The sequence below is a fragment of the Denitrobaculum tricleocarpae genome, assembly GCF_007004665.1.
GTDB classification, from domain to species: domain Bacteria; phylum Pseudomonadota; class Alphaproteobacteria; order Kiloniellales; family Kiloniellaceae; genus Denitrobaculum; species Denitrobaculum tricleocarpae.
In genome coordinates this window covers 224,070-245,917 of the sequence record NZ_ML660059.1, presented here as the reverse complement: position 1 = coordinate 245,917, position 21,848 = coordinate 224,070, and the positions used below count along the sequence as shown (strand labels likewise).

Sequence of the window (21,848 nt, the reverse complement as noted above, 5' to 3'; positions counted from 1 at the left end):
GTCAGCCGGTCCGTTTCAGGAGTTTGCGAACGGCCAGCACCGGCAGAATCAGGATGAGCAGACAGAGGTAGCCAACAGCCAGGATCTTCAATCCTCCGATCAGGACGCGCGGAAACATGGCGTTGGCCAGGTCCAGATAGAGGACACCGGCCAGCCAGATCAACGAGAGGGCGGCGACGGATAGCAGGAAGAAGCGCCAAAATGGCCGGGCTTTTGAGATCATGGGGATTCGCCGTTTTGTCGATATGCTATGATGATAAGCCTTAGCTCAGCTCAAGGCCATCAGGGCGCAGAGCCGCAGCTCCGTCACCGACAGCATACAGCCGCCGATCTGCACCACCGCGCCTTGATCAAAGTCTCTCCGCCGGAGCTCCTGAAAGGCCGCTTTAAGGCGCCTGCTGTCCGGTCTGCCGCGGTGACCCGGACCTTGCGGAGCGAGAACCTCGAGATTGGCCGGTGCGAGCAACAGCGTCTCCAGCTTCTGCGTGTCGGCCTCTTCGGGCCGAAGCTGCAGGTACAACTGACCGAGGACCGCTGCACTGTGGCGGTTGGAAAAGAGATCGGTCAGTTGGTCTGTGCTCCGACTGGCCGAGGCCAATGTTGCGTTGCCTAAAGCCGGAAGCGCAAGCAGCGTGGAGAATAGAGCTCGGCGGCTTGGCGCAGCATAGAGGGTCATGATTTCAGACCTTTAAGATGATCCGCCAGCCGATAGGCCAGGGCGATGATCGTGAATGTGGGGTTCACGTTGCCGACCGTCGGAAAGACCGAACTGCCGGCCAGGTAGAGATTGGAGGCCTCGTGCAGGCGGCAATTGGCGTCCACGACTCCGTGTTTGGGGTCATTGTCCATACGCGTCGTGCCCATGTGGTGGTAATGGGGGTGCGGGTTGATCTGGGTATAGCCGCCCTCCGGCAAACGGATCCGCACCCGGCCCAGTCCGCTGCGGCCAAACTGGAGCTGCACCTGCTCTGAAATCCGCGTCAGGTTCTCGCTGTCCAAATCGGTTATGCGCCAGTCGAGCACACAGCGGTTCTGGCCGAAACGGTCTTTGTCGTCGCTGAGATACACGCGGCTCTCCGGATTGGGGATTTGCTCGGAAATTACTACCAGGTCGATAGACACCAGCGGGTAATCGGGGTGATGAAACAACCGGTAATACCCGCTCTCGGCTACGTCGTCGATGTCGGCGATCACGTTCGCCAGGTGTCGTTCCAGCTCGTCGGGAACCCGGCCGCTCGACCCCGACCGGACCAGGGTCGCCAGCGATTGCATGCCCGGATTGGCGATGTTCTTGTTGAATTCGTTGGTGATGGTGGCCGCCTGGAAGCGCGCGTTTACCAGCCCGGCCTGGCGCTGAACCTCCTCAGAAAAGGTCAGGATGCCCCAGGCTTCGCCCCAGTCGGCTTCGAAGTCTTTGTAGAATCGTAAGTCCAACTGGGGGTCCGAGGGAAACAACAACGCAAAATCGGGACTTGTCAGGTGCTCCATGAAGTAACGGCCGACAAGATCGTTTTGATTGCCCAGTCCGGCCGGCCTGGTCTTGTTGGCCAGCAGAAGGATCCTGGGGTTTTCGATACCGCCAGCCGCCAGCACATAGTATTTTGCCCGGGCTGTCAGTGTCTTGTCGTTCAGAGTCTTGATGGTCAGTTCGCGGACCTGATTGGAGAGCGCATCGGTCACGATGTCTACGACATTGGCGAAGAGATAGGTGGTGACATTTGCCGCCCGCTCAAGCGTTTCTTCGTGGTAAAGGCCCAAGGCACGCGCTTCGCCGCCAACGGTTTGAAAAACCTGGCTTACGATGGCGTCATCCACGAAGAGCCAGGGGTCGGCGTCGAGTGCCGATTGCTGGCTTTCGATCTCGAACGCTTCATTCGGAACGCCGCAGAAAGTGGCCGCGCGTTTATAGTAAGGCAGGAGTTCCTCGCGTCCGAACGGCCAGCCGCTATGGGGTATCCAATCCCTGACTTCAAAGTCCAGGGCATCCATGAGCCCGATGTTGCCGCCCCAGTGATTCGTGCTGCCGCCCAACATGCGTAGTCTGGCGCTATCCAGGTTGGGATATGGAAGCCCGACGATCTCCCCCGCTGCCAGAGATTGAGTCTCTTCGTCGTAGCCGATATCGCCGCTTTCAAGCAGTGCAATGCGTGTGGAATCCCCTTCGAACGCGGTCGCTATGGCCAAGCCCGCGGGCCCGGCACCGATGATGCAGATGTCGGCCTCGATGACGTCTCCGTTCCCAAGGCTGCGCGTATCCACGAAGGCCATCGTCTTCAAATCCCTCTGTCTTTTTGCGCACACAGTTGTATCAGGTCGGATGTAAACGGCAAGAGGCTCAAAAGCGGATTCCAGGTGGCCTCCTGAATTTCAGCGCTTTCGCCTGCTTCACAAGAGGCCGATCCAAATGATTGCCGAGTGAGGAAGGTAGAGGCACTCTCTTAAGGAAGGGTTTGACGGCAAGCTGTCAGAAAGTGACATTGGCTGGCTTCGCTTCAGCCTTCGACCGCGTGTTCAAAGCGAAAGTTTCCGAATCTCTTGCTGGTCGGGTTGTTTGGCCAGTCGGGTTGTTTGGCCAGTTGGGTTATCTGAAGGTCGGATATGCTTTCTTTTCTTTACCACATAAAGCCTCTTTTCCTGCCGCCCCTGAATCTCGTCCTCCTGGCGTTGGCGGGTTGGCTTTTTATCAAGCGCTGGCCCCGCCTGGGGCGCAGGATGATCCAGATTGCTTTCGGTGGTCTCTTTATTCTCTCGCTCCCGCTCTTCGCCGGCTCGATCCTGCACAGTCTGGAAGTCCATCCGGTTCTCGATACGACGCGGCCCGTCGCCGAGAATTCCGCGATCGTCGTCTTGTCCGCCGGAATGTACCGGGATGCGCCGGAGTATAACGGCGACGACACAGTTGGTTCCCTGACACTCGAACGCCTGCGCTATGCTGCCAAACTCCATCGCGATTTTGGCTTACCTGTGGTGACGACCGGCGGCATTCTGGGAGACGTCGAGACGTCTCTGGCTGAGGCCATGGCCAAGGTTTTAATCAATGAATTCGGGGTCGGAACGGTCTGGCAGGAGACCGAGGCCTTCAATACGCAGCAGAATGCCGCTTTCTCTGAAACCCTGCTGCGTGAAAAAGGCATCTCTACCGTCTATCTGGTCACCCATTCCTGGCACATGCGCCGGGCGGTGCTGGTCTTCGAGCAGACGGGTCTTACCGTCATTCCGGCGCCCACGCGCCTTGGTGGGCCATTTGAGCTGAGCGTCGGCGATTTCATTCCGAACGCCGGTGCCCTCAACGCGAGCTATTACGCTCTGCACGAATGGCTCGGCCAGCTTTGGTACCGCTTGGTCTATACCTGATTAATGGCCTGCGATCTCTCTTCCATCCTAGGCGGCCGATGCGACGCGGCTTCGGTCCTGGTGCTTTTGGAACCAGAGTTCGAGCAGCATCAGCACCCAGATCAGCTCGCCATGGAATGACGAATGTCCGCTGCGGTGCGTCTCAATCGCTGAATCCAGGAACGCAGGCTGAAAGATGTCGCGTTTTTTAAGGCTTGCCAGGTTGTCGTACGCAAGGGCCTGCATGCCCGGGTCGGTTTTGAGCCACAGTCCGAAAGGCAGACCGAAGCCATGCTTGGATTTGGTAAGTGTCTCAGGTGGCAGGAAGTTGCGCACCGCGTACTTGAAGAAGGACCGTAACTTGCGGCCTTCCAGCTTCATCGCAGGCGGAATCTTTGCAGAGAAGGAGAGAACCTCCTCGTCGAGCAGCGGATAGCGCACGGCAATACCCGCAAGGGCCGTGGTCTGTTCGACTTTGCGCAGATCGTCGTCCGCCAGGGTGGTGCGCACATCGAGATAAAGCATGGAATCTAGCGAGGAGGCCGCGCCGGAGTCATCGTAGTGCATCCGCAGCAGGTGATAGGGATTCTGCTGGTCGATATTGTCCGCAACGGCCGGCATGAAACAGTCGGTCAACGCGACTTCGTTGTAGTAGTTGTAGCTTTCCAGCCGGTCCGGCAGGGGAACCTTGGCGCGGCGGATATAGCTGCGGGCCTTGCGCAAGGGCATGACCCGGTCGCCGCCCGGCAGGTTCATGAGGATCGGTTCCAGCACGCCGCTGCGCAGCCAGCGGGGAATATATCCGTAGGCTTCGAAGATCTTCTGGTCGGCGTAGCGTTCATTCCCGGCGAAAAGCTCATCGCCACCATCGCCGGCGAGCAAGAGACCGATGCCGTGCCCGCGCGCCATCTTGGCACAGTAGTAAGCCGCAACCGCCGAACTGTTTCCGTAGGGTTCGTCATAGATATCGGCGATTTTCGGGATGAAGTCGACGATATCGGCCGGGGTGACGTAGTACTCGAGATGTTCGACGCCATAGTGCTTGGCGGTGATCCGTGCGTAACCCATCTCGTTATGCTCGACGGAATCAAAGCCGACCCCGAAGGACTTTGAGGTTCGTCCGCTTTGTTCGGCCAGAAGCCCGGTGACGGTCGAACTGTCGATACCGCCGCTCAGGAAGGAGCCGGTGGTCTCAAAGTCGCGGCCTGTTGTGGCGCGCGCCATAGCACGGCGCATAACGGCCATCAGCTCTTCCGAGAGTTCATCCTGGCTGCGATGATCGTCGCTGTAGTCCACCCGCCAGTAAGTTGAGGTCTTCGCCTCGCCATTCTCATACCAGAGGCACTGTCCCGGCAGGAGTTTGGTGACCTCCTGAAAGATCGTTCCCGGCGCCGGCGAGCGGGTAAAGAACATATAGTCGAAGATCGCCTGATGGCTCAGGCTGCCGGTGATTTCCGGGTGCGCCATGATACTGTCGGTGGTGGTTCCGAAGACGACGCCCCTGCCCGACCCGGGCCGTGCAAAGCAGAGGGGACGGATACCGAGCCGATCGATCGCGATCAGCGCCGTTTGCCGCTCCTTATCAATGATGGCGAGCGCCCAGCCGCCCATGACCTGCTGCAGGGCGTCACGCCCCAAGCGTTTGTAGGCGGCGGCCAATGCCGCGGCGTTGCCCTCGCGGTCGGCGAGGGCGCCCAACTCAGCGTCCAGCCAACGTGGATAGCCCTCAATGGCGGCCGCAATCGATCCGTCATCGAACACACTGATGCAGGCCCTATTGCCTTTGGCCGACAGGCCGTAGCCCGCGCCGTAGTCTGCCTGCGTCTGAGACCCCGGGAAATCATAGAGTCCGTCCGTCATGGCCGTGAGAACGCCCTTCGCGTCTCCTTCACCGACGGCGCTGCCCAACCAACCGCAAAGCCCGCTCATACCTGGCGTTGACCTCTCATCCATATCCGGCGCGCCGGTTTTGCGGCGCACCTCGCTTCCATCACCTACAGCGGCGACCCTTCGGGAGTCTTAACAGCCTGCAGGTCACCAACGATTAATCTGGCTGCCTTTGCGCTTTCTTCCGCTCCGCAAGCTGTTGTTTAAGGCCTCGAAGCCGCTGTTCAACGCGATTCTTGAGTATATTGCGCTGCAATACAAGCCAGGTCATGTCCTGCGTCGCATTGCCGAGACTGCGCTTATGCTGCCCGTATCCCGCCATGAAGTCGTAGATCCCGGCACCCTGCGCCAGATTCCGCTCAATCGCGAGATAGTGGGTGACCAGTCCCGGCTTGCGTTTCGGGTCATCGTCGTAGCGAAAGCCGCTCTGATAGCCGTAAACAGTGCCGTCGTGAAGGAAGTTATAGAGGTACCCGATAGGCTGGTCGCCCGCGGACGCGCGCAGCAGTTGGATTTTGCCCTCGGGAAAGCCGGCCGTGACCAGGGCCCTGTGGAACTTTCTGAAGTAGTCGTTGGAGAAAGAGCCCGTTTCGCCGCGCGCAATCCAGTAGCTTTGATGCAGCTGGGTAAGTTCGTCCAGAAACCGATGCGCCTCATCCAGGTTATCCGGGGCCGTCAACGAGAGCGGTCCATCGGCTTCATAGAGCCGCAACGCTTTTCGCAACTGTTGCCGGGTGTTGCGGCTGAGTTGCGTGAGATAATCCTCTTTGCGGTCCCGAACGATGCTCAGATCGACGTAGTCGCAGGGTTTCAGGTCCTGGATCCAGGGCATGAGCCCGACAGCGTCTGCGGCCTTCGAGACATCCGACATGGTTTCAGGCAAGAGGCCGCTCAGGCAGAGCTCGCTCCAGCTCCGATCTGTGCCGTCGAGCCAGCGAAAAGCGGCTTCGGTGATGCCCAGGCGCTCGCGCGTGTCGCAGAGGATGCCGCTATACTCCAGGGTCAGGCGGTCATGGTGAGCGTCGCCGGTTTCGTTCAGGAGCAACCGGCCAACCGGCATGATCCGGTGCCGGTGCCCCGCGTGAAACATCAGAACGCCCAGACCGGCCAACCGGTCACCTTGCGAAATCCTAAGGGCCTTGGCTTTAAAGCTGTCCGGCAGGGTGGAGAGCCAGGTTCCGACCCAGCACCAGGATTGAAAAAATGAGGCGTGGCCGCCTGCTTCCAGTTCCTGCCAGGCGTTGCCGAACTCGGACAAATCGGCGATCTCGTCGCAGGAAACCTGATAAGATGCGGTCATGGCCTCGGTTTTAGCAGGGGTTCTGGTTCAATGGGATTCGGAGTGGGATCGAATCGGTGACTGTCATCAAATTGTTACGGATCTGCACAGCGCAAATCCGCGAAAGGTCGTAGCATAGGCCGTTAACGAAATGCTATGTGGATCTGTGAATAGTTTCTTACTTGTTGCACGCGAATCGCTTCGCCGGGTCCTAAAATCTAAAAAACACTGTCACTCTATTTGTTTTCCAGCCAATCATTTTGCCGGTTCCCTTCAGTATGCAATCGAAACTCTATAAAGACCTTAACGACCTGCCGGCGTGCTATGCAGCGCTGTTCGAAGCGACGGCACGCCAGAACTTCTATGCGAGCCGGCCCTGGTTCCGGACACTGGTGGAAACCACGCGCGAGGCGGGCGACGGGCTGCAGCTCTACGGACTGGAAGACGACGCCGGTGCGGCGGTTGCCTTGCTGGTTGCCCGTAACGGCGTGGGTGGTATTGCGGGCGGGCGGGCCGGCGACCCCCGGGCTCTTTCCGGTTTCAGCACTATGTATACGACGCACTATCTGCCGCTGATTCACCCGACAGCAGTGACGCCGGAGGCCGCGGCTGAGGGCTTCGCCCGCGCACTGGCGGCGGAGAAACCCGCCTGGCAGGTCATGAATTTCGATGCTCTTGATCCGGCCGAGCCATTCTTTCCGGCCTTCGAGACGGCTTTGCGCGGTGCCGGGTTCGTGGTCCAGAGCTACGCCCATTTCGGCAACTGGTACGAGAGCACCGAGGGCGACAGTCTGGAGAGCTTTATGGCGCGCAGACCATCGGCTCTCCGCAATACGGTCAAGCGCAAGGGCCGTAAACTGGAAAAGATGGAGGATGTCTCCTTTGAGATCATCACGGATGATGAGGGCGTGGGGCGGGCCATGGATGCCTACGATGCGATCTACGCCAACAGCTGGAAGGAGCCCGAGCCTTTTCCGGAATTTACCCGGCGGCTGGTAAAAGAAGCGGCGGCGGCGGCGTGCCTATGCATGGGCACCGTCTTTCTCGGTGACCGGCCTGCGGCTTCTCAAATCTGGATCGTGTCCGGCGGGCGCGCCACGATCTTCAAGCTGGCCTACGACGAAGAATTCAAAAAGCTCTCCGCAGGCTCTGTTCTCACCGTGAAGCTGCTCGAGCATGTTCTGAACCACAACGATATCGTCGAAGTCGACTATGGCCGGGGCGATGATGCCTACAAGAAGCAATGGCTGAGCCAGCGCCGCGAGCGCCGCGGAATCGTCGCGTTCAACCCGCGCACTCTCACGGGCGCCATTGGTGCGCTGCGACATGTGGGCGGGAGCCGGTTGAAACTATGGGTCGGCCGCTGACGGCCAAAATCCCGGCGTGGGTCCCAAAAAAAAGATCCAAGTCCGTCACGCCTTGATTTTGCTTGCTTTTGTTAACCAAGGTGCGGTTGATTCCGAAATATCACGGAGTTGACTCAAAAATCCGAACGCGTAAGTTATACTGTGTGATCAGATACAAATTGGGCTGTGAAATCATGCGAAAACTAGTCCTGGCGTTGGTGCTGTTGGTCGGTGGCGCAACGACAACCTTCGCGGCGCCTCTGTTGGACACGCCGGTCTATTATGAGCCGAGCGACAGCTATTTCGAGCTTGTGAGCCTGCAAAATCAGTACCCAGGACGTTTTGCCCGTAACGAAACCAGCTGGCTTGCAGTCAAGGAGCTAGCTGCAAAGCGGAGCTATAAAGGTCGGCGCGGCAGGCTCGCCGTTGTTCGTGACAGGGCAACCAATTCGTTTTTACGAGACACGTTCAAACCCGATCAGCCGTCTTGGTTCGGTCTTCAGTATCTTTGTAAATACAACCGTCTGATTTGGGCGAACGGGCGATTGCACAAACGGGACGGTTTCCAGAATTGGGGGCGGGTATGGAACGTGGAAGGCAAGAAACCCAACAATCCGAACAGGAGTGAGGGTTGCAGCAACTTTAACTATTTCTATGCAGTGCATTACTGGTCGAGCAAATCCGGATTTACGTGGAACGCCAATGCCAAAAATGTTCACTGGAAAATGATGTTCGTTGAATACCCGGCGCGTGGAGACTACTGGAAATAGGTGTTTTCAGGAGATTTGCCGCATTGAATCTCAGAAAGTTGAGAGTGACGTGCGGGTTTTGATGGCCTGTGAATTCGGAGCAATCCCGGATTTCTAAGGTCTCAATGCATATTTTAATGATAACAAAAGCTTTATGCCGTAATCACCTGATGCAGGATCTAGCGGTCTGTAGTCCGGGTACACCAAGCTTCGGCTGATAAGGCGATCTGAGTTTCGCAAGCGTGGTGTTCGTTTGCAAAATCACCTTTTTGGTTTTTCTGACATGATCACGCCAAAGGCAATTCTGCTCTAGTCTTCCCGTGAAAAATAATCGATGATCGCGCTGCAATGCAAAATGCCCAGTATGGAGCTCGAAGAATTCGAGTTTTGCTCTAACCGGATAAGTTAAATGACAATAAATAAGCCTGAATTTAGTATAGTTGTTCCCTGCTATAACGAAGAGGGGGCAATCGAGGAGACAATTGATCATTTAACGTCTCTAATATCGAAAGATAGAGACTACGAGATTATTGTGGTAAATGATGGCTCTACAGATGAGACAGGAAAAATATTAACTGATCTGACCAGCAAACATACAAATCTCAATGTTCTGACACATCAGAAGAATCGAGGTTACGGCGCAGGGCTTAAAACCGGGATTGGGCGCGCGCGAGGCGATCTCGTTGTCATTACCGATGCGGATGGCACCTATCCGAATGAGCGTATTCCGGAGCTCGTCGACTTGTGTCAGGACTATGACATGGTGGTCGGAGCCAGGGTCGGCGAAAACGTTACCTACTCAAAGATCCGCAAGATCCCGAAAGTGTTTTTGCAGGCTTGGGTCTCCTGGATCGCGGGTCAGCATGTGCCGGACATCAACTCCGGTCTACGGGTTTTCCGCAGGGATGTGGCTCAGCGGTTTTTTCGTATTCTGCCAAACTCGTTCAGCTTCACCATTACAATCACGCTTGCGATGCTCACAACCTATCGCGCCGTCTTATTCGAACCCATCAACTACAAGGCCCGCATAGGCAATTCCAAGATCAAGCCGATACGCGATACGCTTCGCTTTTGTGCTCTGATCATGCGGACGGGAACGTATTTTGCCCCGATGCGCGTGCTTATGCCTTTCGTATGGGTTTTTGCGGCTTTGTCGGCAGCCAGCCTCGCCTTCGATACCTTTGTGCTTCAGAACCTCTCGGACAAAACAACGCTGTTGTTCCTGGCCACATTTAACACAGCGATGTTTGCGTTACTTGCCGATATGATCGACAAACGTTCAGCGAGGTAAGGCTGAATGCCGGTCAATTCTGTGTTCGCCAAATATGCCGGTCGGGTGCCGGGTTTACACCAGCGAACCACGGTCCGTTATCTTCTCGCGACCGGGTTGAGTGTGTCCGTAACCTTGGCGATACCGGTTCTGCTGGTCGAACTCGCCGGCATCACGCCCAGAGTTGCCTCGGCTTTCGCCTTCAGCCTCGCGCTTGTCGTCAATTTTGTTACATTGAAGTTCTACGTCTATCGGAGCGAGGGGCGCTGGCAATCCCAAGTGGTCAAATACCTGATTACCGGAGCTCTGTTTCGCGCAACGGAGTATGCGGCATTTTTGGTGCTTCATGATGGGTTCGGAATCTTCTATGCGCTGGCGCTTGTCGTCGTTGTCGGTGTTTCCTTCGTCGCTAAGTTTTTCATCTATCAAGTCGTAATCTTTACGAGGCCGAAAGATCAAAATGAACTCCAGTGAAGTCGCAGATCGTGAGTCAGCTAACCGCACCTATCACGAAGCCCAGTCCCAAATGGAGTTGTTGCCGAATTATTACCGCTGGACTTACAAACAATTCCTCCCTTTTCTTCACGGGCAGGTAATTGAACTTGGGTGCGGCGCAGGACTGGGCATCCAGTTTTACGAAGAAAATGCGACCCGTGTGTATGCTGTCGATTACAATCAGGAACTGCTGGACAGGATAGATGCCGCCTTCCCCTCCGGTAAGGTGCAGACCTATCGTCTTGATCTGACAGATGACTGGGCTGATCTGGAGAGTTTAGAGGTTCAGGCTGTCGTAATGATGGATATTCTGGAGCACTTCGACGACGATGCCGAATTGATGCGGAAGGTTGTCCGGTGTGTCAAACCTGGCGGACATGTCGCGATCAAAGTGCCCGCACAGGCTGACCTCTTCTCGGAGATCGATAAAGCTTCAGGCCATTACCGGCGGTATGACCGAAGCCAGTTGAAGCAGGTAGTCGAGGCCGCAGGTTTGGAAACTGTCTGGATCCGGCCAATTAACCCGCTCGGCGCGATAGCCTACCGGGCCAAGCGGGAGAAGAAATCCAACTTCTCACAGACATTCTCTCCAGGCGCACTAAAGTTGATCAATATAGCAATTCCCGCCCTGTCTCTGCTTGATCATCTCCGCTTTCTGCCTGGTCAGAGTTGGGTGGGAGTGTTCCGTAAACCTGAAGTATAGTTTCGAAGTTGGACCGGATTAATGATAGCAGTTATCACTATCTGTTCAGTTAGACTGAGCCCGAGACTGTAGCTTCACCAGACATTCCTCGCGACCGGATCACTGCCGGACAGTCTGTCGCTGTACAAAGATGCCCGGTCGGTCGGCAGCTGATGCTCCTATTCCGTGGTGTCAGAAGCTGTCTAAGAGTTTTATTCGGGACATCAACAAAATGAGTTCTCAGACGCTTTCGGAGACAGACATGGACGAACCGGTCAGGAAACGCATCGAACGACCCGCTTACGAGTACGGGCTGCTGTTTGTGATCGTTGCCAGTGTCGCGATTTTTTATGTCCTGACATTGCAGCCAAACATTATGTGGTCCGGCGGAACTGACACGTTTAATTACATTCTGAGCGGACTCAAGATACTCGATTCTTGGGGATACTTGGAACGGGTCTTGAGTGAGGCTCACCTTGGGATGCGTGAAGATCTTGAGGTTGTGTTCCCGGCTCTCTCGTCTCTGCAGATTGCGTTGGTCTATCAGCTAAGTAACGGGAACTTTTGGATCTCCAAGCTTCCCGGTGTTGTATGCTTTCTTGCCGCTCTGCCTTTGATCTATCGTCTGAGCCGAAATCAGGTGGGGCTTTTGTGCTCAGTATTGATAATAATAACTATAGGGCTTTCGCCTTACTTCTTTTCTTTCAAAGAAGAGATTCGTTCGGATTTGCAATTTTTCTTTCTGCTTTTCCTCGCCATGGTTCTTTTTATGGAAATGGATCAGGATGGGGAGCGCAGAAAGATTCATTTCCTGATCGCAATGCTCTGCGGAGTAGTCTGTTATCTTTCAATCGGGTACCGGTCGGTTGGTCTCGCGCTGTTTCCGGCAATCGTGGCATATGACATCTGGCGCCACAAAAAGCTTCGATTGGTCTCTCTTCTGACCTTGGCTGTCGGTATCGGACTCTACGTGCTTCAAAGCAAGTTGGTTCCCTCAGGCGACGGTCGTTATGCATCCAGTTTTCCAACGGATTTGTCTGTATATCTGGAGCGCGTATACACGAATGTGGTGCAGTATCATTACAACATTCAGAGATTTGTGGAGAACACTGTTTTCTCGGCATTTACCTGGGTGGCGTACCTAAGCTTGCTCGGGCTTGTGGCGATCGGTTATCTCTCTCGATTATTTGGTCGAGCGACAATTCTCGAATTTTTTATTGTAGTTTATTTTGCCGGCTTGCTCATCTCGCCCACAACCTCTGCTTGGCAGAGGTATCTGATACCGGCATACCCTCTTATTCTTTACTATGCCTTCGCAGGCATAAACTTTTGCAGCACAGTCTTGAACCTGGGCGAGCGGATCCGAAAGTTCGGGGTTGTTGCATTATCTGCTCTGATTATCGCCAACTTTGGAACTCAATATCTGACGCGGGTGCCGTTTCACACTTTAGACGAGGGACCCACCTCGACAAGTGCGCTGGCGATGTACGACTTCCTCTCGACAAGCGTTAAGCCTGGCGAAGTTGTCGCCACCGGGTTTCCCGCAATTACAGGTGTAGTGCGGTTGCAGACCGGCTTGAGAGCGGCCAATTTGCTGGAAGTTGATGCAGATCTGTCCGAGCAGGAGTTTGACAGGATTTTATGGCAGCATTTCCGCGATCGAGGTGTTCGGACGCTCGTCTTGCGGCACAGCGAGCCTCGAATGGTGGCGAGTTATTTTGGCACGCGCGATATCGTCGATGTGAACAGGCTTCATATTGCGTTTGCAGAGCGGCACAAAGAATCGGTTTCAGCGGTGTTTCGGAATGCGGATTTTGTCGTTTACCGCATAGGTTCCGAACCGTCTTGATCGACCGGGCCTTGACCGGATGCTGTTTGGATAGGGTTGTTTTTGTGGCTTTATCTGATGACGGTTCGAAACACGACCTTGATTTCAGAGACTCTTGAGAGAACTCCGGCGTACTGCGACCACACGCGGCCTGGCTTTTACGAGTTGAAGTCTTGCTTCTGGAGTCTGTCCTCGACTCTCCGAAGTTTATTTTCCGTCTTTCGTTGCTCTTCGGCCTCGAAGTCACGCATCTTGAACAGACCAGTTTGATCTTTAATTGAACCGGCTCCGTCGTTCTTGATGCTCCAGTGGATCAGCAGGCCGACAAGGCCTATGGTCGAGAGCAGTAGTCCTGCGTTCATCAAGCTGCTTAAAACTTCCACTTTTGACTGTCCCGGGTTCGAATTTCAACTTGGTCCCGCCGCATTCCGGCAAAGCATGGTTAGCGAGAGGGGCATTGGCGCTCAGCTCCCATAGCTCTATCGCCTGAGCGAATACCACTCGGTTGCTGTGGCCGACGAGTGCTGTGGACAATCTGCCCCAGACTTCATCTTCAGCGATTCTGCGAACATCTATATCACAAGAATGATTAACGTCTACTAGTCTTGTGGGTTCGTTTTGCAATCACGATGCAGGTTCCTGGGGCCGACGAACAGCAGGAGGCTATTGCCTACAAACGGCCTCGCGGGTATTTATGGTCCGTCAAGACCTTATGCCTTACAATCGAACTCATGCTTAATCGCTGAGCCGAAAATTTTTCAATCGCTGGGTAATTTGCGCCGCAATGCGGGATCTCTTCATAACCCTCAACATATTGGCCTCCTTTCCGGTCATTCTTATGCGGCCCTACATCGGCATCACAATGTGGTGTTGGTTGTCCTACATGAATCCGCATAGATTGACTTGGGGATTCGCATATTACCTCCCGTTTGCACTTGCCGTAGCTCTCTTGACGATGATCGGTACGGTGCTGTCGAAGGAACCGAAACGCCTTCCCGTAAATGGGATTTCCGTTCTGGTCGTCATGATCGCCTTTTGGGTCAGTCTCACGACACTTTTTGCGATTATGCCTGATTATGCGGCTGAAAAGTGGGATCGCACGATAAAAATCCTGGCCATGACCTTTATGACGATGGTTCTGGTCACAAATCGCGAGCGTCTTCAGGCCCTGATCTGGATTATCGTTCTGTCCCTGGGGTACTACGGCGTCAAAGGCGGCATCTTTGCCATCGTAACTGCCGGCAACTATCGTGTGTGGGGTCCGCAAAACTCCTTTATTGCGGATAACAACCAGCTGGCCTTTTCTCTGCTCGTGGTGCTGCCGCTCATCCGTTATCTGCAGGTCACAACCGAAAACATATGGGTCCGGCGGGCTTTGGGCTGTTCCCTGTTGCTCACCGGTCTCGCGGTTTTCGCGTCTTACTCCCGCGGCGCTTTCCTTGCCGCAACCGTTGTCGCGTTGATGTTGTTGCTCAAAGCCAGACGAAAGTTCCTGATTAGCCTCGGTTTGGTTGTCGTGCTCGCCGTCGGCGCATCGTTTGCCCCTCAGCAATGGATCGAGCGCATGAGCACGATCGAGCGATATGATGAGGATGGTTCGGCATCCGGCCGTTTCGATGCCTGGAAGTTCGGATATGAAGTTGCTAAGGCAAATCCCATCTTTGGGGGCGGCTTCCTTGTCCAGTTCGATCATGAACTCTTTATGGAGTATGTCCCGGAAGCATACAAACCCAGAGCATTCCACAGCATTTACTTCGAGGTGCTGGGCGAACACGGATTTATCGGTTTCACGCTGTTTGGAATGCTGGGCCTTACTGCCGCTTACTACTGCAGGTGGATTCGTGTCCGGACAAAATATCGTCCCGAGCTCAAATGGGCGCACGAATTATCGAACATGATGTTCTTGAGCTTTGTTGCCTATGGGGTTGGTGGGGCTTTCCTGAATATGGCGTTTTACGACCTCTTGTATCACCTGCTGACGATCATCATGGTGGCGAAAATCCTCGTTCAACAGAATCTGAACGAGACGCTGCAAGCCAAAATGCGTCCTCCTTTGACCAGTGGCGCCCCTGTTCCTTTGCCCGCATATCAGACCCGAAATGATTTCTTAGTATCAAACAGATAAGAAAGCACGCGTTGAGATCCGCCCAATGGCGCGATCGCGCGGGGGAATGGCCCTCCACTCAAGCACTGCGAGGTTGATTGATCCAGACTTCGATGCACTGCAGAACGATCAAATTCAAGAAAGTCACAAAGTCCGGAAGGTCCGGTCGTCATCCAGACTTGTTCTGAAGAACCGGGACATCGATTGATGCCGAGCACGAAGAGAAGTCCAAGGAAAGCAAAAGAGCGTGAAGGCCAGTAAAGAATTAGATTTCTCAGATCCGCGAACGCCAGACTGGAGTCCCTGGTGAAGATACTCATGGTGTCCTGGTTTTTCCCGCCGGCCAATACCATCGGCGCCGTTCGCATGGGGCGAATGGCGCGTTTTCTCTCGCAGCAGGGCCATGATCTGAAGGTTCTGGCGGCGGCGGACTTGCCCTTTCCCAAGACCTTGCCACTGGAAATCGCGGAAGAGCAAGTGGTCTACGCCCGCTGGTCTGACGTCAACGCTCTCCCCGATCGACTGACGGATGCCGCAAAGGCGGTGCTCCGTCCATTTCTCTCTCCCGGGAAGGCTCCGGAAGGCGGGCCTGTGACCGAAATGGCAAACCAGGCAAGCGCTTCCCGCGGAGCATCTGAGTCTCCCGGGGCTCTAAAGCGCCTGCGCTCCACGCTCGGCGGGTTCTATAGCAATGCGGTCAACCTGCCGGATGCGCGAATCGGCTGGATGCCGCACGCGGTGCGCAAAGGCCGCACGCTCTTGTCGGGGTGGACGCCAGATGTGATCTATGCGACGGCACCGCCTTTCACAGGCCTTCTGATCGGTTACCGCTTGAGCAAGCAGTTTAATGTCCCCTTGGTCACCGAACTGCGCGACCGCTGGGTTGACGATCCCTACGACCCCCCTCCCGGGTGGCGCCTGCGGATCGACGGAATCCTCGAGCGACGTGTGATTGCGCGCTCATCAGCCCTGGTGACGGTCTCGGAGCCTTGGGCCGAGGACTACCGGGCCAAGTACGGCAAGCCGGTCACGGTGGTCTACAACGGATACGATCCGGAAGTTCTCAAGGACGCGACAAGCCTGGGATCGCCGGACAAGCCGGCGCTGCGCATCGTCTACACCGGCGGTATCTATCCCGGCAAACGCGATCCGGCGCCCCTCTTCGCCGCTATGCAAAGTCTCGGTCTCGGCCCGGACCGCATCCGGATCGACTTCTACGGGACAAATCCGGATCATGTCTGGCCGATCGCGAAGCGCTATGACGTCGAAGCTCTGGTTGAGGTCCAACCGCCTGTCACCCATCGCGAGGCGGTCGAACTGCAACAAAACGCCGATATACTCCTGCTCATGCAGTGGAACGACCCGCGTGAGCAGGGCAATGTGCCCGGAAAGCTGTTCGAGTATATGGGCGCACGCCGGCCCATTCTTCTGCTGGGTCTGGAAAATGGCGTCCCAGCCGCTTTCCTGCGCGAACGGGAGGCCGGCTTCTACGGCGCCAACCCCGAGGTAATCGCGAAGCAGCTCGAAGTCTGGATCGATATGAAACGCAAAGGCGGCATCCCGCCGTTGCCCGAGTCTTCGCGCAGCGGACTGGCACGCGACGATCAGTACCGCAAGCTCAACGCATTTCTGGGGGAGATCATTCCCCCACGCGGTGAATAAGGATATGTCCCGCTGATGTCTGAACAAACCCCGACGCAGATCCACATTATCGCAGGCGCCCGGCCGAATTTCATGAAGGTCGCCCCCCTGTTTCACGCCCTGAAGGGAGAGAACTGGTGCCGTCCTGTTCTCGTGCACACCGGGCAGCATTACGACGTCAACATGTCCGATGCTTTCTTCCAGGATCTGCAGTTGCCGGAACCGGACCATCATTTGGAAGTTGGCAGCGGCACACACGCCGAGCAGACCGGGCGCGTGATGATGGCCTACGAGAAGATCTGCTTCGAGGCGCGGCCCGACTGGGTGGTGGTGGTCGGTGACATCAACTCGACACTGGCCTGTGCGCTCGTCGCGGCGAAACTCTGCATTCCGGTCGCTCATCTGGAGGCGGGATTGCGCAGCGGCGACCTGACCATGCCGGAAGAAATCAATCGGATCGTCACGGATTCGATTGCGGATCTTCTCTGGACGCCGTCGCCCGACGGCGACGAGCACCTCAAGGCCGTCGGTGTAGACGATGCCCGGATCGAGCGGGTGGGCAACATCATGCTCGACGCCTATGAAATGCTGCGCGAGAAGATCGAGGCGGCCGCGACCTACCAAAAACTGGGCCTGAGACCGCGCGACTATGGCGTCGTAACCCTGCACCGGCCCTCGAACGTTGACGATGCGCAGAAGCTTGAAATTCTTGTTGACCGCATTGTCAGTGCTGCGCAGCGCTGCGATCTCGTCTTCGCGGCACATCCGAGAACGCGGCAAAAGCTCAATGATTTTGGTTTGTTGGAAAAACTCAGCGGTGCCACCGGTGTACATTTGGTGGAGCCCATGGGTTACGTGGAGTTCATGGGGCTGGTGCGTGAAGCCAAGCTGGTCATCACCGACTCCGGCGGGATCCAGGAAGAAACCACCTACCTGGACATTCCCTGCATCACCGTCCGCGACAATACCGAACGGCCGATCACAGTCACGGACGGCACGAATCGGCTCACCGTTCCCGCCAGTGTCGAAGCGGCTGTGGACAAAGTCTTGAGTGGCAACTGGCCCAAGTCCAAAAAGATCGAAATGTGGGACGGCAAGACTGCCGGGCGTGTAGTCGCCAGTCTGAGAGCCCGCGTAACGGCTGCGTGAAACTATGTTGCCGCCAAACTCAGACCCCGGGAAAACGGTCCCAGGACCTATGCCGTAGCGATCTTCTCCTGCGACCGCTTCACTTCGGCCGTGGGCTCAGTCAGCCGGGCGTGGAAACGCGCAGGGGTTGTCGCCTGTCCGCCCAACTCATTCATGAAAAAATCGAAATAACGGTCCAGACTGTCGAGAAAAGCGCTGAGATCCGCCTGATTTCGGACGTAGGGTGTGTGGCCGGCGGCCAGGGACGGACTGTGATAGGTAAAGGAAAACATCCTGCAACCCTGCGCCAGCAAGCTCTTGGTCAGGCGCCGGTGTTCCGCGTGGTTCGCACCCTCGGGAGAGAGGCGGATGCGTTCAAGCAACTTGCTCCGAGAGAGAATCCCGGGCAGGCGGACAGAGAGACCAAGAGATCCCGAGATCAGAGGAAATAGCTGCTGACCCAGGGGCGCCAGGGCTCCGTAAAACCCGGTGCTCAGAGGCAGCTCGAGCAGGGCCTTGTCTTCGTCTCCGAACCAGTAGGGCCGAAAACCGAAGCGCCGGAAATCCGGGCCGCCGTCTCCGGTAAAGTCCGTGTAGGGCACGACGCTCACGTCCACCTTGTAGCCCAACTCTGTCAAGATCGAGGTAGTATTGGCTCCCACGCCATAACGCCCGGCTTTGTAAACTGTCGGGCGATGGCCAAAATTCCGCTCAATCGTCTCGGTCAGATCCAGCAGTTTGCGGCGTTCCAGATCCCGCGCCAAATTGCCCGGATAGGAATTGCGCACGCAGACTTCTTCCTCGTAAGGCGGACTGACCCAGGGATGCAGGTGCGCCCCGACCTCGCAGGCTCCGGCTTCCATCAAGGGCTTCAGTACGGCCACGGAGGACGCCGTTGACGCGACCGGATAGTCGATCACATAGGTCGGTACGATGCCGTAGCGCGCAAAGATATCCTGAGCGGCATGTTGTGCAGCGATCGTCTCGACCGACACATTATCGCGCGAGAAAGGTGCGTCCCAGTCGAATTCTTCCTCAGTATCAATGATCACCGTGAGGCACGGTGCCATATCATCCGGCAGATCAATCGGTCTGTGAGCCTCTTGCGCAAGCATATCCCAGTTATCTCTCCGCTTGTTTTTTCCGGGCATCGATGGCCCGCTTGGCTGACCTGAAACCAGACAGTTAACGAAAAATTCAATAACCTGCAAACTTGTGCCGGTTTCGTCCCGTCACAATATCCCCACTTCCTGTTTACACAGGGTTTCATTTAAGCTTCGATAATTGCCTAGAGTGACTCGTGTGATGTTTCTGAAGTTCGCTGCATGATGCGCGGCAAGTTTTCGAGACTGAGTCACAATATATTCAATGAGTGAGTGTCCCGTTGAATCTGAAATTCAATGAAGTGAATTTCAGATTCGGGATACTGGGACGCGGAATCACGGCGGTTCCGCTTATTGACCGTCCCGGACGCCGGCAGCGGTTCAATGGAGAGAATAGCCTCATGAGGCAAAATGTGTCCCGTACAGTGTTGTTTGTCTCTAGCGCCATCGTTACCGGATTTGTCGGCGCTTTGAGTGCGAGTTATGCGGATACTTCTGGACGCACAATCCTTCTGACCGAGTTGCCGGCAGGGTCGACATGGAAAGATGGTGCGATCCGCCGTGGCGACGATGGCGGTCTCACGATCGAGCGGCCTCCGAGCCAGCCGCAAATTCAATCCTCGCCGCAGCAGAAAACCAAACCGACTCCGACCGACAAATCTCGAGATCCCGGTGCGCCGGTCTCTCCTGGGAAAGCAACGACAAGTGAAGCAACGCCTGCCCCGAAGCGTGCGCAGCCGCTTGAAGCCGTGGAAGCCGGGAAGCCGGCGCCGGTCCCAAAGACCGAGACAGCGGCGGGTCTGCCGGATCCCATGCGGTTTGCCGTAAAACAGGCCGAAATGCCGGACCTGGCCGAGATCGTGGCAAACCTGGAGCCGGGGCAATGGTTTGAATTGCCCGGCACGGCGATCAGGCAGGTGCTGGCAACGAGGGAAATGACCCCGGAGAACGGGGGGGTAACCGGCCCCCAATCTGTGGTTAAGACGTGGAACGGGGCGACCTTTGACGGCCGGTTCTGGTACTTCCATGGCGGGGGTCACCGGGATTACAGTGGTAACGAGGTATACGCCTTTGATTTTGTCGATTTGAGCTGGTCCCGGCTCACTGAGCCCAGCCCCTTCGTGTATAAAAACCCGGAGACCGGTGCGTGGGATGCGCCGAAGAGTAAACAGCATCCCTGCCCGCGTGTACCCGATCTTGACGGCGACGGAAAATTCGATGCGCCGGTGCCGGGTCACACTTACGACACCATCGTCTACAGTCCCAAAACCGAGAGCATCTTTGTGTGGCCACAGGTCGCGTTTTGCATCGGCGGCCAGGGACGGTCCGGCGCTCCGCTGTGGGAGTTTGACATCAAAACCAAGACCTGGACGGGCCACAGCCCGGAGCTGACTCAAAAGATGGCGGGCTATCGGACTGCGGAACTGGATCCTGCGACCGGCAACATCATTTTGGTCTCCCGCTCCCGCTTATGGGTCCTGGATGTCGAACGAAGAGAATACAGCTCGGTGCGGAAGGTGCGCAAAACCGGAACAGATGGCACTGCCATAATCGATCCGGTCCGGCGGTTGTTTGTCTTGAGTGACCGGGCTGGCGTGCGATCGGCCAAGCTTGGCGACGGTCTCCGCATATCCGAACTGCAGAACGAGACGAAACGTCCCGCATTCTCCCAGAACGCAGGCCCAGCCTACAATTCAAGAGACAAGAATCTGGTTTACTGGTCCGGAGACCGGCGGATTTTCACTCTTGACCCGGTTACCAACGAATGGACGCTGTATGAAAACCATGGTGGGCCGGCCCCGCAGAGAAGCCGGCCGTACTCGAAGTTCATTTATCTGGAGCACCTGGACGTTTTCGCGGCCTATGGAACTGCGAACAAGGGAATTTGGCTTTACCGGCTCCCGGCGGAGCCGCCGCCCGTAGATCCTAATCGTGTGGTGTCGACGTGCAACGGAGGAGACTGCCGGCAGTTCAAGCGGCTCGGGCAAGCTTTTAAGGCAGCTCAGGATGGCGCCGTGATCACGATCGGTGGTGCCGTATTTTATGAAGCGGCAGTTTTGAGGGCGAATAATGTAACTGTCCGGGGTTCGAAGGGCACTCACCTGCTCGAAACAGCTGCCGAAGGCAAGGCCAATCTGGTCATTAAAGGCAATAACACGACTGTTGAGGGTATAGAGTGTTCAGGTATTAAGGTTGGGGATGGCAACGGTGCCTGTATCAGGCTTGAGGGGGATAATCTGACTCTGCGTGACGTTTACTTCCGTGACAGTCAGCAGGGTATCCTTACCAAGTCCAGGGGTGGCGGCCGCATTCTCATTGAGAACAGCAAATTCGAACGCCTGGGCGGAGCCTGTGGCATCAAATGTGGCAGGTCTCATGGAATCTATATCGGTATGGCGACAGAGCTCACGGTTCGCAACAGTGTTTTCCTGTCTTCAAAAGATGAAGGCCACGCCATTAAAAGTCGGGCAGCACGCACCACGATTGAGGAAAACGTTATTGCCTCTCTGGACGGCAAGGATAGCCGCCTGATCGATGTTCCGAACGGGGGTGAGGTCATCATCCGGAATAATGTTCTGCAAGAGGGCAGCAACAGCAGCAATCAAGACATTATCGGTATCGGTCTGGAATTGGCGTACAAAAATAAGAAAGGCCATCCGGTCAACTCAAGTCTGATCACCGGCAACGTTGTGGTCATAGAACCTTCGAGACGGAAAACCAGGTTTGTTCATAGCCGTGATGTTCCTGAGGCCAAAGTCTCTAACAACACAATCATCGGCGGCAGAAAACCCGATAGCAGCAACAAATGGTATAAAACCAGAGAAGATGCGGGCCTGGCCCCTTATCCCGCTCTGCCGGAAGCGGGTCTCCGGAATAGACTTACGGAATGACCGGGAGTGCCTTGCTCTATGGCAATTGGCGGATTGGCCGGTCAATGAAATGGTTTCCGGGGGGCATTCCAGCCGGCAAGATATCAGACGTGTCGTGTCGGTTACCCGGCGA

The 21,848-nt window shown here is 56.0% G+C and carries 18 protein-coding genes; 11 read left to right on the top strand and 7 right to left on the bottom strand.

Translation table 11 applies throughout. The annotated features are described in order from the left end of the window. Window position 1: 1 nt before the first annotated feature. Genes FKG95_RS21795 through FKG95_RS21785 form a run of 3 tightly spaced genes read right to left on the bottom strand, consistent with a single transcriptional unit; the run spans window position 2 to window position 2,268 of the window. A complete protein-coding gene (locus tag FKG95_RS21795) occupies window positions 2-223 on the bottom strand; it encodes a hypothetical protein (RefSeq protein ID WP_142898531.1) in 222 nt (73 codons plus the stop codon). A 45-nt stretch (window positions 224-268) separates the two neighbouring features. Beyond that, window positions 269-676 (bottom strand): hypothetical protein, encoded by a 408-nt coding sequence (locus FKG95_RS21790; protein ID WP_142898530.1) that lies wholly within the window; start codon window positions 674-676, stop codon window positions 269-271. Continuing rightward, window positions 673-2,268, bottom strand: coding sequence for an FAD-dependent oxidoreductase (locus FKG95_RS21785; RefSeq protein ID WP_142898529.1), 1,596 nt, complete (start codon window positions 2,266-2,268; stop codon window positions 673-675). Before FKG95_RS21785 ends, FKG95_RS21790 begins: the two co-directional genes overlap by 4 nt. A gap of 330 nt (window positions 2,269-2,598) precedes the next feature. Here FKG95_RS21785 and FKG95_RS21780 point away from each other — a divergent pair, with 330 nt between their 5' ends. Then, complete coding sequence (locus FKG95_RS21780; RefSeq protein WP_142898528.1) at window positions 2,599-3,354, top strand: YdcF family protein; 756 nt, start codon at window positions 2,599-2,601, stop codon at window positions 3,352-3,354. A 27-nt stretch (window positions 3,355-3,381) separates the two neighbouring features. Here the strand turns inward: FKG95_RS21780 and FKG95_RS21775 are convergent, their stop codons facing one another. Together FKG95_RS21775 and FKG95_RS21770 are read right to left on the bottom strand one after the other, a co-directional pair. Continuing rightward, window positions 3,382-5,313, bottom strand: coding sequence for an asparagine synthetase B family protein (locus tag FKG95_RS21775; RefSeq protein WP_142898527.1), 1,932 nt, complete (start codon window positions 5,311-5,313; stop codon window positions 3,382-3,384). Window positions 5,314-5,377: 64 nt separating this feature from the next. After that, the gene (locus tag FKG95_RS21770; protein WP_142898526.1) at window positions 5,378-6,520 is read right to left on the bottom strand and encodes a GNAT family N-acetyltransferase; all 1,143 of its coding nucleotides are present in this window, start codon (window positions 6,518-6,520) and stop codon (window positions 5,378-5,380) included. Between the two features lie 257 nt (window positions 6,521-6,777). Here FKG95_RS21770 and FKG95_RS21765 point away from each other — a divergent pair, with 257 nt between their 5' ends. The 6 genes from FKG95_RS21765 to FKG95_RS21740 all read left to right on the top strand — a co-directional run bounded on the left by FKG95_RS21765 (window position 6,778) and on the right by FKG95_RS21740 (window position 12,890). Beyond that, complete coding sequence (locus FKG95_RS21765) at window positions 6,778-7,866, top strand: GNAT family N-acetyltransferase (protein ID WP_142898525.1); 1,089 nt, start codon at window positions 6,778-6,780, stop codon at window positions 7,864-7,866. 173 nt (window positions 7,867-8,039) lie between these two features. After that, window positions 8,040-8,615: a lectin-like protein gene (locus FKG95_RS21760; protein ID WP_142898524.1), complete on the top strand. Its 576-nt coding sequence runs from the start codon at window positions 8,040-8,042 to the stop codon at window positions 8,613-8,615. A 388-nt stretch (window positions 8,616-9,003) separates the two neighbouring features. Further along, window positions 9,004-9,885 carry a glycosyltransferase family 2 protein gene (locus FKG95_RS21755; protein WP_142898523.1) on the top strand — a complete coding sequence of 294 codons (882 nt, stop codon included), beginning with the start codon at window positions 9,004-9,006 and terminating at the stop codon, window positions 9,883-9,885. Window positions 9,886-9,891: 6 nt separating this feature from the next. Continuing rightward, complete coding sequence (locus FKG95_RS21750; protein WP_142898522.1) at window positions 9,892-10,338, top strand: GtrA family protein; 447 nt, start codon at window positions 9,892-9,894, stop codon at window positions 10,336-10,338. Then, the gene (locus FKG95_RS21745; RefSeq protein WP_142898521.1) at window positions 10,325-11,062 is read left to right on the top strand and encodes a class I SAM-dependent methyltransferase; all 738 of its coding nucleotides are present in this window, start codon (window positions 10,325-10,327) and stop codon (window positions 11,060-11,062) included. Before FKG95_RS21750 ends, FKG95_RS21745 begins: the two co-directional genes overlap by 14 nt. A 241-nt stretch (window positions 11,063-11,303) precedes the next feature. Then, window positions 11,304-12,890, top strand: coding sequence for a hypothetical protein (locus FKG95_RS21740; protein ID WP_179954218.1), 1,587 nt, complete (start codon window positions 11,304-11,306; stop codon window positions 12,888-12,890). 137 nt (window positions 12,891-13,027) lie between these two features. Here the strand turns inward: FKG95_RS21740 and FKG95_RS21735 are convergent, their stop codons facing one another. Beyond that, complete coding sequence (locus tag FKG95_RS21735) at window positions 13,028-13,252, bottom strand: hypothetical protein (protein ID WP_179954217.1); 225 nt, start codon at window positions 13,250-13,252, stop codon at window positions 13,028-13,030. 401 nt (window positions 13,253-13,653) lie between these two features. Between FKG95_RS21735 and FKG95_RS21730 the strand changes: the two genes are divergently transcribed. The 3 genes from FKG95_RS21730 (at window position 13,654) to wecB (ending at window position 17,763) form a co-directional block, all read left to right on the top strand. After that, a complete protein-coding gene (locus tag FKG95_RS21730) occupies window positions 13,654-14,994 on the top strand; it encodes a putative O-glycosylation ligase, exosortase A system-associated (RefSeq protein ID WP_142898518.1) in 1,341 nt (446 codons plus the stop codon). A 285-nt stretch (window positions 14,995-15,279) separates the two neighbouring features. Next, on the top strand, window positions 15,280-16,635 hold the full coding sequence (locus FKG95_RS21725; protein ID WP_142898517.1) for a glycosyltransferase: 1,356 nt from the start codon (window positions 15,280-15,282) through the stop codon (window positions 16,633-16,635). A 15-nt stretch (window positions 16,636-16,650) separates the two neighbouring features. Then, a complete protein-coding gene (gene wecB, locus FKG95_RS21720) occupies window positions 16,651-17,763 on the top strand; it encodes a non-hydrolyzing UDP-N-acetylglucosamine 2-epimerase (protein ID WP_142898516.1) in 1,113 nt (370 codons plus the stop codon). Between the two features lie 47 nt (window positions 17,764-17,810). On the opposite strand, the gene FKG95_RS21715 is transcribed toward wecB, so the two are convergent. Next, on the bottom strand, window positions 17,811-18,812 hold the full coding sequence (locus tag FKG95_RS21715; protein ID WP_179954216.1) for a polysaccharide deacetylase family protein: 1,002 nt from the start codon (window positions 18,810-18,812) through the stop codon (window positions 17,811-17,813). Window positions 18,813-19,780: 968 nt separating this feature from the next. On the opposite strand from FKG95_RS21715, the gene FKG95_RS21710 reads away from it, so the two are divergent. Beyond that, window positions 19,781-21,736: a right-handed parallel beta-helix repeat-containing protein gene (locus FKG95_RS21710; RefSeq protein WP_179954215.1), complete on the top strand. Its 1,956-nt coding sequence runs from the start codon at window positions 19,781-19,783 to the stop codon at window positions 21,734-21,736. Window positions 21,737-21,848 lie beyond the last annotated feature (112 nt).

What these genes read in the sequence shown, in the direction of transcription:
- FKG95_RS21795 (WP_142898531.1), bottom strand. Translation starts at nt 223, where the DNA reads ATGATCTCAAAAGCCCGGCCATTTTGGCGCTTCTTCCTGCTATCCGTC.
- FKG95_RS21790 (WP_142898530.1), bottom strand. Translation starts at nt 676, where the DNA reads ATGACCCTCTATGCTGCGCCAAGCCGCCGAGCTCTATTCTCCACGCTG.
- FKG95_RS21785 (WP_142898529.1), bottom strand. Translation starts at nt 2,268, where the DNA reads ATGGCCTTCGTGGATACGCGCAGCCTTGGGAACGGAGACGTCATCGAG.
- FKG95_RS21780 (WP_142898528.1), top strand. Translation starts at nt 2,599, where the DNA reads ATGCTTTCTTTTCTTTACCACATAAAGCCTCTTTTCCTGCCGCCCCTG.
- FKG95_RS21770 (WP_142898526.1), bottom strand. Translation starts at nt 6,520, where the DNA reads ATGACCGCATCTTATCAGGTTTCCTGCGACGAGATCGCCGATTTGTCC.
- FKG95_RS21765 (WP_142898525.1), top strand. Translation starts at nt 6,778, where the DNA reads ATGCAATCGAAACTCTATAAAGACCTTAACGACCTGCCGGCGTGCTAT.
- FKG95_RS21760 (WP_142898524.1), top strand. Translation starts at nt 8,040, where the DNA reads ATGCGAAAACTAGTCCTGGCGTTGGTGCTGTTGGTCGGTGGCGCAACG.
- FKG95_RS21755 (WP_142898523.1), top strand. Translation starts at nt 9,004, where the DNA reads ATGACAATAAATAAGCCTGAATTTAGTATAGTTGTTCCCTGCTATAAC.
- FKG95_RS21750 (WP_142898522.1), top strand. Translation starts at nt 9,892, where the DNA reads ATGCCGGTCAATTCTGTGTTCGCCAAATATGCCGGTCGGGTGCCGGGT.
- FKG95_RS21745 (WP_142898521.1), top strand. Translation starts at nt 10,325, where the DNA reads ATGAACTCCAGTGAAGTCGCAGATCGTGAGTCAGCTAACCGCACCTAT.
- FKG95_RS21740 (WP_179954218.1), top strand. Translation starts at nt 11,304, where the DNA reads ATGGACGAACCGGTCAGGAAACGCATCGAACGACCCGCTTACGAGTAC.
- FKG95_RS21730 (WP_142898518.1), top strand. Translation starts at nt 13,654, where the DNA reads ATGCGGGATCTCTTCATAACCCTCAACATATTGGCCTCCTTTCCGGTC.
- wecB (WP_142898516.1), top strand. Translation starts at nt 16,651, where the DNA reads ATGTCTGAACAAACCCCGACGCAGATCCACATTATCGCAGGCGCCCGG.
- FKG95_RS21715 (WP_179954216.1), bottom strand. Translation starts at nt 18,812, where the DNA reads ATGGCACCGTGCCTCACGGTGATCATTGATACTGAGGAAGAATTCGAC.
- FKG95_RS21710 (WP_179954215.1), top strand. Translation starts at nt 19,781, where the DNA reads ATGACCCCGGAGAACGGGGGGGTAACCGGCCCCCAATCTGTGGTTAAG.